Consider the following 14,766-nt stretch of genomic DNA (forward strand, 5'->3'; position numbering starts at 1 on the left):
GATCTATATGAAAATATTCTCTAATATCTTAAAAGCTTGGCGTTCATGTTACGCCAAGCTTTTAAGCAGCATGCTGCTTATGTTCCTCCCCGGAATAATCTTTGCGCAGGATACAGGCGGCCCTTTTGCAGACTGGGCCGCCTACGGACAAACAGCCACTGTCGGCTCCAGCGGATCAGACGAAGATGTAACCATCGACAACGCAAACTATACAGTTCATACCCCCCTGGGACTCGCTTGGATTGCGTGGGTGACAAATAATAAAAAAACATCTTCCACCCTAACCCACGCTCCTGCCACAACAGGATTTGAAAATTGTACAGTAACATTAGATCAGGACATCGATCTTGCAGATGCCACTCTTCCGGTAACAGATAAAAGCTGGATACCCATAGGAAAAGGTGATCTTTTTAACGCAAACAGAACTACTTTCAAAGGCACATTCAACGGAAACGGCTATCTGATAAAAGGACTGACAATAACCCAAAATACTTATACTCCCATTGGACTATTCGGACTTGCAGAAGGAACTAAAATACAAAATCTTGGAGTCGAACTATCAACGACAGGAATACAAATAAATCTAACAAACAACTATGTCGGAGTCATAGCTGGTTGCTTGAAAGCAAACGGCAGCATAGATAACTGCTATACAACCGGCAATGGAACAATCACAGTAACAGATACAAATAACGGTGAAAACAATATCGGAGGTATAACCGGATATTCCAATACTGGTACAATTAAAAATTGCTACTCTACAATTGATATATCCGGCGCAGGAGCTCTAGTCGGTGGAATAGTAGGATTCGCTAATGGAACTAACAACTCTATAACCACCTGTTTTGCCACTGGCTCTTTAGAAGGAAAAACAGTCGCCGGTATTGCAGCATACGGAAGCTCGACAAGCTGTCTAGCTTTAAATCCGACTATCAAATACACAGCAGGAGGTAACTACTATCGTGTCGGTTCCTACGGAAAGACTGATGCCTTAAGCTACGCAACCGCCAAGATGCAAGTTTATAATGGAGATACACCCGCAACATTTATCCCTTCCGACAATCAAGAAAAGCACGGTCACGACTGTTATACTCAAACCTCTCTTACTTTTCTTGGCGATGCATGGGATACATCGGGAGATAATCTTCCCCGCCTGAAAATAAAAAATGCAGATGGAAGTTACTCGACATGGCCAACCGGTCTGTCACAGCCATCTGATAATCTATCTAAAAGCACTTACCTTTCGGCCGCTAACAACTGGTTCCAGATTTACAATGCCAATGTAAGCACAATCAACAGTCAGGATCTGGATATCTGGATCGAAGAAAAAAACGAAGGCAATATCTATCACGTCAGAACCGCACTCGGATTAGCCTGGATCAATTATGTGGTAAGGGTAAGCAGAAACTCCCCATTTGATCCTCTCTTCCCGAAGGATTACTGTTTCAAAGGTAACACTGTCATACTGGATAATGATATAAACCTCACCGCCGATTACAATTTCGAATGGTTACCGATCGGATACGCTACATCAGTGTTCAAAGGGATCTTCGATGGAAACTCACACACGATCTCTAATATGATAATCACTAAACTGGCTGATGAAACAAAAATAGTAACAACAGGATATATAGGATTATTCGGAGATATCACAAACTGCCAGATCAGAAATCTGACAGTAAAAGGCAGCATTACATTAACTTCTTCCTCCTTCCCTAACAAATACGGAAGCGTTTCCATCTGTACAGGAGGTATCGCAGGAAGTATCACCAACACTGCTGGTACCAATGGAAGCATTACCAACTGTGCCTCTTCCGTAAAGATCGATATCAATGACGATACACGCGACTATTACGTCGGAGGAATTATCGGTAGTTACATTCCAAACGCCGGTACACTGGATAAGGTTTATTCGACGGAGGATATAAAAGTCACAGGAAAATTAGTTAATGCAGGAGGTATTGCCGGTGAAAATAGAGGGACAATATCAAATTGTTACTCCACATCAAATATAGATGCAACCGGCACAAACTCCAAGCATCAAACCTACGCAGGCGGATTAGCCGGTTTTAATTATAACGCCACGTTGCAAAACGGCTTTGCCACAGGTTCGGTTAAAGCGACTAACACAGGCCAAACACTTTCTGCTGCCGGTGGTATCTGTGGAAACAAATCCAACACGATTAATTGTCTGGCTCTCAACAAACCTTTCACGAACGGAGAAGCTGCAATCTTCACTAATCACAGCACAGCTCTGGGACGCATAGATAGCGGAACAGCCAAGACCGAGCTAGAAACGAACTACGCCAGCACGATGATCACTCTTCAGGCAGGTTCAAATGCAATAGCCATCCCCTCCACCGATAAAAAGCCGAATGAAAAAAACGGAGCCGATGTCTATCTGGAAAACTATCGTGCCCAACTGGAAACAGCCTGGAATGATAACTGGACATTCAGCGACACCAATCTTCCTCAATTAAAAGGGAGCTTTCCAAAACAACCTCAGCTACCGGCATCAACCTATCTGGCTGCGGTAGCCGGACAATCGCTAAAGCTTCCCAACGATGGTTCATCCATTTCCATCTCGAACAAGGACGGACAATGGAGCTACAAAGACGAAAACAACCTGGATGTACCTTTCAACGGGACAATCGAAAGTTCCGACGAAACGTCAGTGGATAACACGCTGACAATATCCACCTCTGCAACATCGGTACCGGGGCCGGCACTTACATTCCAAAATGTACATCTCACACCATCTACAGGCACTCCTCTGACTATTAACAATGGTTCTTCTCTGACCATTAACGTCGAAGGCTCCTGCTCGATGAATAGTTCCGATGCAAACGCATTAATAAATAATGGGATTCTCTCCGTAATAGGCGATGGCACACTGAGCCTGTCTGCAGCCACAAAATCAGCTATCAGCAATGCCGGAACGCTCTGCGGAAACTGGATGGAATGGCAATTTGAAACAGTTCCGACCGAAATCGCCATTGCTGCCACCGACAAGAGCTATACCAAAGAAATGAAGGTAACACAAAAGAATTTCGCGACCGTCCTTCCGGCCGGAAAAGCCTATACGTTAAGCACGAAAGCATCCGGCGGTGAAACCTCATCCCTAACCCGCCAGCAAGGCAACGACGGCTCGACAAGTCTTATCCTTTTCAAATCCGTACAAGCAGACGGACTAAGCACATTCACCGGAGTAAAGGATGCAGTTTCATTTTCCATCACCAAACCAGACAATGGCGGTTCCATCTACGCATACTGGAACGAGCAGTTATTGGATGCTTCCGACGTCTTACCTGATGGAGCAGCAATTAAACTGGTAAACGATCCGCTACCGGGACATGAATTCGAAAACTATTCACTTACGGGATTAACCGGCTCTGCAGATGAATATATTGTGGAGAACTCAACAACTTCGGTCACAGTCGCTGCCACTTTCAAAAAGAAAGAAGCTGCTCCTATCGAAGAAGAAGAAGTCAAGATAATCCCTCCGACAAGCAGTGTAGATAAGCCGACAGGCATTATTCCCGATGCGGACAAACCTACTGTCGACCCCAATTCAACGATTAAGCTCATAAAAAGCGATCTGGAAGAAAAACAACAGGATAATGTCGAGAAGGCAATACAAGAAACAACGTCATCTTTCGATGAACTGGTCTATGCCGACATCGCACTGGTAGAAGTAACGAATGATGGGAAAATGATTCCTATACAGCCCAAAGAAGGCTCTGCGGTATTGCTTTATTATCCTTATCCCGAGGGTACGGATAAAAACTGTACCTTCACCATCGTTCACCTAAAAACAGACGGTACGACGGAAACATTTACCGTTGCAAAGGGAAATCTGGAAAATACAAATGTCGGATTGAAGTTTAATGTGACCAGCTTCAGCCCCTTTGGTATCGCCTGGAAAATAAAGTCGACACCGGATACGACTCCTGACCCGACTCCCGAAACCCCATCAGTCTTCTATACTGTCACTATTCCAGCCGTCAAAGGACTCACTACCGACCCTATAGCCGGGAGTTACCAAGTAGAGGAATGGAGCAACTTCAGTTTCTACCTGACCCTCAGCCCCGGTTACGACCAGTCCACCCCCGTCATCACCACCGATCGGGGCGAAACGATTGAACCTCGTACCTCCGACGGTAAATATATCATTAAATACGTCCGTACAGACCTTACTATCAACATTGACGGTATCGTCCCCAACATCCCCCCTGTCGCCAATGCGGTTATTACTTCGGGCACACATGTGTGGACAGAGAAGCAAATGCTCTGCTTCTACACAGACATCCCGGCACAGGCAACAGTTATCGACTTGAACGGACAAATCAAACAGGTAATGAAAATTCCTATAGGAGAGACAAGACAGTCTCTTTCTTCGGGTGTTTACATTGTACGGTTTAATAATAAGGCAGTCAAAATTCTTGTTCCGTAATTCGAATGTTACTCCCCCTCTCTTCAGGATAGCCACCGATACTCACCACAGGCTATCCTGAAACGGTTTTACTAGTTTTACCCTCAGAAATCAAAATTTTCCAATTAACATCTTGAGACAATCCAACGATGCGACATTATTACGTATCTTTGTAAAGCTCTAAAACAACTGCCTTATGAAAAAAAAATTAGTCGTATTGACTGGCGCCGGCATGAGTGCCGAAAGCGGTATCTCCACCTTCCGCGATTCAGACGGACTCTGGGAAAAGTACCGGGTAGAAGACGTGGCAACTCCCGAAGGTTTCGCCGCCAATCCGGAATTAGTCCTCAACTTCTATAACCAGCGACGCCGGGAGCTGCTGAACACCCGGCCGAATGCCGGACATACCGGACTGGCTGAACTGGAAAAGGATTTTGATGTACATATCATTACCCAGAATATCGACAACCTGCACGAACAGGCGGGCAGCAGTAATGTGATCCACCTGCACGGAGAACTCATGAAGGCATGCTCCGTCCGCGATCTGAATACGACTTACGATTTATCGCCCGAAAATCCGGATATCCATATCGGTGACAAAGACCCACATGGTGTACAGCTCCGTCCCTTCATCGTCTGGTTCGGTGAAGCTGTCCCGATGATTGATCCTGCTATCCGCCTGGTGGAATCATGTGACCTGTTTGTGGTGATCGGCACTTCCCTCAATGTTTATCCGGCAGCGGGACTGCTAAACTATGTACGTCGCGGACAGCCTATCTACCTCATCGATCCGAAAGAGGTGAACACTTACCGGAATGATATCCATTTCATCAAAGCCGGAGCATCGGAAGGTGTTAAACAACTGGCAAATATCTTATTGAACGATAGTGCCTTTTGAAAGCATTATATACAAGCTCTTTCGGAAAATAAAACCGCAATCCTCTTTTTTCATAAAAAAGGAAGAGTATTCTCTCGAACACTCTTCCTCTGAACTCGTTAACCATCAATCATGTTAACTTACGTAATCATTAAATGTGTTTTATCTATTCTAAAGCCTTTCCTGGTGCCATCGGCCAATACGGGTTCTGATACATGACCGTGGTGTTAATATCTTCCGGATTGGTAGCGGCAAGCTGCATATCTTGCAAACCGATCGGACTCAGATAGAAAGCTTTGCGCCAGGTCAGTCCGTCGTAGAGTTGGTTGTTGATACTGGTCCTACGCAATGGACGCAAATATTTACTATCTTCCTTTCCGGAAACATTAGCCTCAGTGGTACCGTCGGCAACAACGGCCGAAACTTCCACGCCATCCACCATTTTCGTATATTTCAGATACGCAGCGTCCCAAAAGTTAACACCTTCAATAATATAAGGCTTCGTAAGCAATTGATCCCACGCACGCCACCGGATCAGATCGTCCCAACGCATACCTTCACCATTAAATTCACAACGACGTTCGCGACGGATATTGTAAAGCGTGGCATCCACCATCCGGTCCCCGGAATAAACAGCCAAATCATTTTCACTGCCCAGATTCGTCGCACCAATGGTTTTTGAGTAATCTTCGTCAACACCTGCACGGCTGCGGATGGCTTTCCAATATCCCTGCGCTTTGCCGTCGAGCGAACCGTTTTTCTCGTAACATGCTTCCATATAGTTCAGATAGGCTTCCGCAGCCCTGAAAATGACACAACCGTTACTACCCAGCAACTCGTCATTTTTGTTCTGATCGTAGTCATAGGTATATGCTTTACGCGGACGGTAGCCGGTGATATCCCGGTTTTGTTCGGCATCTGAAATAATCCGGAAATTTTTCATATGCACTACAACTCCTGTATCGGCAATAGTAGGGTCTTTCGTATCACTGCGCTGTACATCTTCTTCGCCCCAGACAAAGAGTTGCAGGCGTTCGTCGCGGTCTTTTTTCTCCTGCGATACCGTCACGTCACCATGATAACCCGAACCTGCGGCATAAATGGGCAGGCCGTTCTTCATCAGGAACGTATTGACCAGGGCACGGGTCATTCCGGTACGGTCACCTACCTGCAAGCGGATAGGCACACAATGGGAGATACTCAGGCCCTTATTATACTGTTTCCATAGCAACACTTCGTTAATCCCCGACGCATCCGGTGTGCTGAACATTTCAAAATAGGGATTCCAGCCGTATACCTGTCCGTAAGCAGGATTCATCACATGCGAGTTATCCGTCAGCGTAGCCTGATCGGCAACTGCTGCCGCTGCATCCATAGCCTGACTCAGGAAAAAGTCTATTTCGCCGGGTATATCAAACGATTTACCGTTGTTATAATCCATCTTAGCTCCCGGCCAGTTTGCATCGCCGGGTACACGCCCTGTGCCCTGGTGGTATTTTTCGAAAGTAGCTTCAAAGAGAGCGACTCTCGATTTTAGCAGCAATGCTGTCTGTTTATTGATACGCTGGTTCATCTGAAATCCCTGATCTTTGAGGCGGGAAATGGCTTCATCGAGATCTTTCAGGATAAAACGAGCCACTTCATTGCGGGGAGCTCGTTTGCTGTGTTCGACAAGTATGTCGCTCTGGTCGGGCAGCACTTCTTCTACGATCGGAAAATCGCCGTATTTCACGAGGGCTACGTAATAACTTAATGCCCGGAAAAAATAGGCTTCACCGATATAATGACTGAGCAAATCGCTTGCCCCCTGGATAGTACCCGCTTCTTCTTTGGGAAGTACCTGTTCGAACAGGTAATTCCATACACGGGCGCGGGATAGCAAACCTTGTGTGCTCTTACCGGTCGGAACCTGCCAGTCTCCGGCAAAATAACCGAGATTGCTTTCGTCTGCCAGCAAATTATCGGTATTGGCATCATTACGTTGTACACCGGAATTCCAGGATGTTTGATGATACATTTTGCTCCCGTTAGAATTCTCTAGTTGGGAATCATAATAATTAAGCACATAATTACCAACCTGATCCACTGTCGTAAAATAAGACTCCGGAGTTATCTGGCTGATCGGAGCACGTTCCAGAAAGTCATTACATGATGTTGTTGTCAATCCGGCCATACCGATCAATGCGCCGACATATATATGTTTTATTTTTAGTCTCATATTCATTCAATGAATTAAAAGTTTACATTTAAACCGATTGAAATAGTCCGCTGTAAAGGATAAAGTTTACCGTCTCCCCAGTCGCTGCCCAGTAATTCGGGATCGAATACGCCGCTGATATCGGATAGAGTCAACAAATTGTCACCCGAAACGTAGATACGTACCGATTCCATTCCTACCTTTTGAGTCCACATTCTCGGCAAGGAATACCCGATCTGCATATTCTTTAAACGTATATAAGCTGCGTTTTGTAAATAACGGGTTTGAGTACGTTGATTCTTGTTGGTATTGAAATAGGGTTTGGGATAGTAAGCTCCGGTATTGGCTCCTAAAGGATCACCTTCCGGACGCCAATAATCCAGATGTTCACTGAAGGCGCAGGACTGCCATTGTCCACCTTGTCCGTCTGCTCCCCAGAAATACGGACCGCCCAGCATATAATCTCTTTTCATGATGCCTTGCAGGAAAATAGAGAAATCGAGTCCTTTCCAAGCTCCATCTAATGTCAGACCGAAGTTATAACGCGGCGTATTGTTTCCAAGGATCTTCAGATCGCCATGATTGTCAAGCGTGTTGGCACCGTTATCTACACCGTCTTTACCATCGATATTGGCATACATGATATCACCCGGGCCCCAGTTTGTCCCCCAGTTGGGTGTACCGCCATTGGCAAGATGTTTGTCCATCTCTTCCTGGCTTTGTGCGATTCCGACCGTCTGGTATCCCCAGATATCTCCTAGGATCTGTCCTTTATAATAAGTATTCAGGGCCATTGTTTCATTCGGATACCGGAGTATCTTACGCTGATTGTCGGACACTACCAGGCGAACGCCATAATCAAACTTCTGAATGCGGTCTCTCCACGACATCTCCAATTCCCATCCATACGACTTCATATCACAGTTATTGATCTGCGGAGCATTGGCTCCCAAAACAGAAGGCAACAAAGGAGCCGGCCCGATCATATCGTATGTATACCGGTTGTAATAATCGAATGAACCAGTCAGTCGGTTGTCGAACACCCCCCAGTCGAGACCGATATTCCATGATTCGATCGTTTCCCAGGTCATCAGACTGCTGACGATACCCGGAAGTCCGGCCACATTCTGCTGAGTGCCGTTTATTAGCCAGCTGGAAGAAGCCGTACCGGTGGGCATGTTCTGATAGAACGGATACCAGGCATCGGTGCTGTCCGTATTATTATTACCAAGCTGTCCCCAGGATGCTCTTACCTTCAAGGTACCGACAACACTGTTCAGAGGTTCGAAAAATGCTTCGCGAGCAATATTCCAACCAGCCGAGAAGGAAGGGAAAAGCCCCCAGCGCTGATCGCCGATAAAACGGGAAGAACCGTCGTAACGTAGATTGGCTTCCGCCATATAACGGTCGGCATAATTGTAGTTGATACGTCCGAAGAAACCGGCAATGGCGCGTTCACGAGCCCAGGAGCTTGCTTTCTTATTATCCTGCGTCAAGCCAAGTGATGGCACATCCGGTGAGATCAGGTCCGTACCAAAGCCATTCAATCCGCTGGGACGATAAAGCTCGGCATTGAAACCAGCCATTATTTTAAAGTTATGATCGCCCAGCGATTTGGTATAATCCGAATAGATATTGGAAGAGAAGTAGTCTTCATCCTCACGTGCGTCGGATACTTCCGAGTAACCGGCTGCACCACCGTTCCAGGAGAGAAGATATGGTTCGTTTTTAGCATCGTAAGCATAAATAGGTAATACTGCCCAGGTCTGTTTACGGTAGTAAGAACGCATGCTGCCTTCAGCAACGATACGCCAATCTTTAATCGGTTCAAAAATGGCCTGTAACTGTTGGGTATACCAGTTCTTCTGACTGGTTTGTTTTCCTCCTTCTTCCAACTGGATAATTTCCATATCGCGCTGCCAATGTCCATTCGGATCGACAGCCGGACAAGTCGGCCAGCGACGTGCAATATTATGGAAGAACAAACCTGTCAGATAGGTTGGACGATGGTAATCTTCACGTGTCCATTTGCCAGTGTAGTTTACAGTGACCCAGTCAGCTAACTTTGCCGAAATCTTTGCATTCATTGTATAGCGGTTGAACTTGTCGTCGCCATGTTTTAAAAGGCCTGTCTGGTCAAGGAAACTACCGCTGAGCATATAAGTCAGTTTCTCCGTACCACCACTCAGGCTAAGATTATGTTCCGTAGAAGGTACCCAGTCACGATAGAACTCAGCAAACCAATCCGTATTGGCAAAAGCGCCTCCATAGTTTTGCCATTTACCGTCGGCTCCGGCAACAGTACCGTAGTATTCGGGTTTGGTAGGGTCGGTGAATTTACCGTCCATATAATCTTTGATATTTTTCATAGCGTCGTCATTAAAGATCGGATTCCCTCCTCCATTCGTATTTGCCCTGTTCCAATATTGGGCAAATGAATAAGAATCGACCATATCCGGTACCTGGACGGCGTCGGAGAAACGTACATTACCCGAATAATTTACCCGGGTCTTACCGGCTTTACCACTCTTAGTAGTAATAAGGATTACACCGAACGAAGCGCGCGCCCCATAAATGGAAGACGATGCAGCATCCTTTAAGACACTGATATTTTCAATATCATTCGGATTCACGGTATTCATATTCCCTTCGATACCATCGATCAGCACCAACGGACTGCCACTCGATCCCTGACCAATCGTACCGCCACCACGGATATTAATATTCAGCTGTCCGTCGAGCATACCTCCACTACTACCTACCGACATATTCAGACCAGGGACCACGCCTTGAAGTGCCTGAGACACGTTCTGTACCGGACGAGATTCGAGAACCTTAGAATCTACCGTACTGACAGATCCTGTCAAATTAACTTTTTTCTGCGAACCATACCCTACAATTACTACTTCCTCCAGTTGCTTTGAATCCTCTTTCAACAGAATCCGGAGAGAAGATTGGCCGGTATAAATAACCTCTTGAGAGAGATAGCCGACATACGATACTACCAATATGCTACCGTTCGTCACTCCGGGCAATGAAAAATTACCGTCCATATCGGTCACCGTACCATTTGCAGTTCCTTTAACAATGACTGTTGCTCCCACTACTGGTCCCATGTCATCCTCTACGACACCTTTTACAGTAGAAGATTGTAGAGAAGTTTGCACCACAATATCCGGTTCCGCTACTGGATTCTCGTTAGCACTCATGACTGGAGAAAAAGCCAGAAAAATGCTGGTGATAATACCTGCTCGTTTTGGATTTTTCAGGAGCAAAGCATTATTTGCATTCGATAAACATAATAGTTTTTTCATGAATTTAAATAATTAATTGTTTATTTACCTATATTCTAGATCTAAAAATATCATCAAACCAAACTTTGATTTTATTATAAACCCACCAGTCATTGTTTTATTTTACAAATTAAACAATAACGAAAAGCAACATAGTTCTACTGGAACTAATAATTACAAGACATCAAAACAAGTATTTCAAAATTAAATTCATGAAATATTCGCCCATAAGATCGTATTTTTATTATAGATTTCGGGACCTACTAAATAATTTGCAAAAAATCAGGTTAAAATTTGTTTGTATTATATTTGTTTATATATTTGCAACATATTATCAACCTTAGTTCCAGTAGAACTACGTAATTTATACATAAAATAACACATCTTTTTTATTAAGAAATAAACAATTACTATATAAGAAACACATGCTGTTTTAAAAACAAAATAAGGGACCTCCGCCAATGGAAGTCCCTTATTTTGTTTCGAAAAGATATATCTTTATTTTCAGTCTTCTATGATCAAACGCAACCCCACATTATTAACACGCTGCCAAGGCAGATATACCCGGCGGGCGGTTGCGGTGGCATCTTTCGGACGATCTACCCAGGAACCTCCGCGTGCTACGACCTGTCTGGTATTGACTGTTGCCTGCGATTTATCGCTGTAAGGATAAGGAGCATACAGCGAACGAGTCCATTCCTGCAAGTTTCCGTGCATATTGATCAAGCCGAACGGGTTTGCTTTATAGTTATACTCGTCGGTCGGAATCATCATACCGTCGTTTACGGTTTCGATCTTCGGCATGTAATTGTAATACGGGAACCATGGATTATCTTTTTCCATCGGTTGCGGATCAATACCTGTAACGGCCATCTTTTCCAACTGTACATCAGCCAGATTTTCATACGGACCAAAATTAGCATCCATTCCACCATACCAGAAAGGTTGGTCGCTACCACCACGGCAAGCCCACTCCCACTGCACTTCGGTAGGAAGCGTTACTTTTAATCCGGTCTTTTCCGAAAGCATATTACAGTATTGCATAGCCTCATCGTAGCTGACACGGATAACCGGCTGGTTCGGCTTGTTGGCCGGATAACCGGGGGTGGTATGATCTTTCCAATGCTGTGCATAGATACGGCTGTCGTGATCCGGTACCAGAGCGTTATACTGCGCATTGGTCAGTTCTTTCTCTGTCATCCAGAAACCTTGTTTTACCTCTGCCTTAAATTCAGGAGTCTGATCAGGATAACCTTTATTGGAGCCCATCACAAACTTGCCGGCCGGGACGCGAACGAAAGCGATCTTCACACCATCGGCCACCTCTATCTCTTTCCGCAGGGATGTTTCTTTGGATAGAATCTTCTGAATATCGTCGGCAGACAATGGCCAGCCTTTCAGTTTCACATCTTTATGAACGACAGGCACCACCTTTGCCGGCAGTTCCGGACGGATCTCACCTTTGCCTTTCAGGTAACCGGCATAATCGGCCAATTCTTTGCGCCAGTCTGCACCGGCGTTGTTGGCATATTTATTCGTCAGTTCGATACGGCGTGCATACTGGTCGTAGCCATCCAGCGGATCTGCATCAAACTCACCACGTCCCGAAGCATTCATGTCTATCCACATGTTCAGATGATCCCATTCATTGTCGGTTAGTTTCACATTATAGTGACCACGTTCAAGCATCCGGACAACCTCGCTAGTGGAGGCATGATACTCGTAAGGACTCATAACATACATATCGGCTTCCGGCCCCTGACGGTTTACGTAAGGATGGAAAGCCAGATAGCTCTTCTGGAAATAGCGCGTACCGCTCCAGTCGGTAATACCTACCGAGGTGGTATCCTTAAAGTTGGGACGCCCGGCTTTGCTTCCGTCGTGGCAAGCCACACAAGCACGGTCTAGAATGGGCTGTATTTCGTATTTGAAGGTGTAAGAGCGGACACCACCTTCGGCAATCTTCAATTCATGCGGTTTACGGGTCGAAGCTAATGTTCTTTTAGGAACCGGGATCGTATTCTGGTCTTCGTGACAACCTACACACGAAACGATTTCGCCCGGCATACCGGTTACCCAGCTACGCATCCATTGCACGGCACGTCCGTCCGCGTCGAGCGGTTGAAGAGACACGGGGGTATTGGCAGGAATTTTAAAGATAGCAGAACCGTCTTCCTCCACCGGAACAGTCCCCAGCAGGCGTTTCAGATCCCATCCTGCCTGAACACCATTGTTATAATGATCGGAAAGCGTTCTGCGATAAGCATATTCGTAGGCATAGACACGGAAAGATTTCACTTCCCCGCGCGGCACACCCCGCAATCCTTCTCCTTCATAAATATCCTGGATGAATATGGTAGCTTCCTTTTCATTCGGTTTGATACGATCGGGAATGACAGGAGGAACTGGGGTGCTCTTTACCGGAACAGAGTATATCATACCGGCATCGTCGGCATTAGCTATCAATGTCAGGTTATCGTAGATATCTACCAGATAGATACCCCAGCGGCTATACGGAGATAGTTTTGCTGTCACCAGATAGGTTTCGTCGGTCAACGGATAGGGTTTAATGAACTGCGGCCATACGCCGTTTACCAACTCGTCTTTTATCTCCGGAATGATCGGACGGCCACGGAACGGCAATTCCTGTATCATCCCCTTTTCTTCTTTACGACTCTTTGCGGGATCGAAGATCATCAAACGACCAGAGCGTGCTACACCGTGATGACCGGAGATAACCCCCACAAAGCGGTTCGTTTTCTTCGGTAGCGGTTGCACGTCGAAAATACTGTTCGGGAACATGGAACCACTACCGTAAAGCGATTTCTGTTCTGTTCCGTCAGGATTCATATGCATCACGATGCGGGAAAAATAGTGCGTCAGGTCGGTGTATTCCCAACGGACATACATTACTTTACCATTCGCCATTACGATTGGATGCCAGTTTGCATCCTGATCGAATGTTAAACGACGCAAATCACCGTTATTGGGATCATATAACACCATATTACCTACCGCATCGCTACCGTTTACACAAGGTACACCCTGATAACCGATATTAGAAATTGCCAGCATACGCCCATCCGGCAGATAAGTTCCATCGAAGAACTCCAGATCCGGTTCAGGGATATTGGTTACTTGCCGGGTATCCCCTTTATCGAGGTTCAATTCATGAACCTGCCATCTACGGGTCGAATCCAAAGCAGTAAACATCACCCTTTGCCCATCCCAGTTCAAGACCAAATCAGTAACCGAAGAGCCATCCACTGCCGGTTTATAAAGTACCTTTTCAGTCAAGTCGCCACTTTTCAGACCTGACAATTCGATCAGTTGTGCTTTAAAATTGTTACGACTGGCAGAACTAAGGTTCGACCAGTTATTCGGCTGAATTCCTAAACTTCCGGCTCCTACATAATTCGCTCTTCCAGTCAGATCGAATTTAACCGTCAACATCTTGTCCACATTCACATCCGGACTCATCAGCAATAACTTACGTTTCAATACCAACGCTTTGTTGGCATTATCAATAGCCTGCTGATCACAAGAATATACTCCGTCGAAGCCTCCGGCAAGCAATGATTTCAATTCATTAAAACGTTTATCTGCCAGTGCAGAATCAAAACCAGAGCTTTTTTTCATGATATCCAAAGCTTCCTGAATAGCTTCCGGCTTCATCCATTCGAGTTCAGCCTGTATCTCCAGAACAGAAAGCAAACGGGAAGCAAGATTTTTATATGCTTCCATTTGTTTGGATGGCGTAGACAGAGAGGCGGCTTTATCCAGTTCTGTCTGAAAATAAGAGTCGTTTTTCAACTCTTTCATCATAGCAACCAGCCCTTTTTGTGTCTTGTCAAGTTGCTCGGAGGTAACCTCCTGTTTTGTCTCACAACTAGGTTGTGCCGATAGAGCTCCCCCACTCAGCAAGCTGAAGGTTACACAGCCTGTAATTAATAATTTTTTCCACATA

General features: G+C 45.6%; 5 protein-coding genes. 2 read left to right on the forward strand and 3 right to left on the reverse strand.

From position 1 onward, the window contains the following. Nucleotides 1-7: 7 nt before the first annotated feature. Nucleotides 8-4,453 carry a hypothetical protein gene (locus QZ076_RS06960; protein ID WP_293711685.1) on the forward strand — a complete coding sequence of 1,482 codons (4,446 nt, stop codon included), beginning with the start codon at nucleotides 8-10 and terminating at the stop codon, nucleotides 4,451-4,453. 175 nt (nucleotides 4,454-4,628) lie between these two features. Further along, nucleotides 4,629-5,330, forward strand: a complete 702-nt coding sequence (locus QZ076_RS06965; protein WP_293711688.1) for an NAD-dependent deacylase — start codon at nucleotides 4,629-4,631, stop codon at nucleotides 5,328-5,330. A gap of 145 nt (nucleotides 5,331-5,475) precedes the next feature. Here QZ076_RS06965 and QZ076_RS06970 read toward each other — a convergent pair whose 3' ends face one another. The 3 genes from QZ076_RS06970 to QZ076_RS06980 all read right to left on the reverse strand — a co-directional run bounded on the left by QZ076_RS06970 (nucleotide 5,476) and on the right by QZ076_RS06980 (nucleotide 14,765). After that, nucleotides 5,476-7,527, reverse strand: a complete 2,052-nt coding sequence (locus tag QZ076_RS06970) for a RagB/SusD family nutrient uptake outer membrane protein (protein WP_293711691.1) — start codon at nucleotides 7,525-7,527, stop codon at nucleotides 5,476-5,478. A 14-nt stretch (nucleotides 7,528-7,541) separates the two neighbouring features. After that, nucleotides 7,542-10,715, reverse strand: coding sequence for a TonB-dependent receptor (locus tag QZ076_RS06975; protein WP_293711735.1), 3,174 nt, complete (start codon nucleotides 10,713-10,715; stop codon nucleotides 7,542-7,544). Nucleotides 10,716-11,303: 588 nt separating this feature from the next. After that, nucleotides 11,304-14,765 carry an SUMF1/EgtB/PvdO family nonheme iron enzyme gene (locus QZ076_RS06980; protein WP_293711694.1) on the reverse strand — a complete coding sequence of 1,154 codons (3,462 nt, stop codon included), beginning with the start codon at nucleotides 14,763-14,765 and terminating at the stop codon, nucleotides 11,304-11,306. Between the last annotated feature and the right edge of the window lies 1 nt (nucleotide 14,766).

It is taken from the genome of uncultured Parabacteroides sp., from assembly GCF_905196875.1.
Lineage (GTDB): Bacteria > Bacteroidota > Bacteroidia > Bacteroidales > Tannerellaceae > Parabacteroides.

Coding starts and splice junctions, on each gene's coding strand:
- QZ076_RS06960 (WP_293711685.1), top strand. CDS start 8: ATGAAAATATTCTCTAATATCTTAAAAGCTTGGCGTTCATGTTACGCC.
- QZ076_RS06980 (WP_293711694.1), bottom strand. CDS start 14,765: ATGTGGAAAAAATTATTAATTACAGGCTGTGTAACCTTCAGCTTGCTG.
- QZ076_RS06970 (WP_293711691.1), bottom strand. CDS start 7,527: ATGAGACTAAAAATAAAACATATATATGTCGGCGCATTGATCGGTATG.
- QZ076_RS06975 (WP_293711735.1), bottom strand. CDS start 10,715: ATGAGTGCTAACGAGAATCCAGTAGCGGAACCGGATATTGTGGTGCAA.
- QZ076_RS06965 (WP_293711688.1), top strand. CDS start 4,629: ATGAAAAAAAAATTAGTCGTATTGACTGGCGCCGGCATGAGTGCCGAA.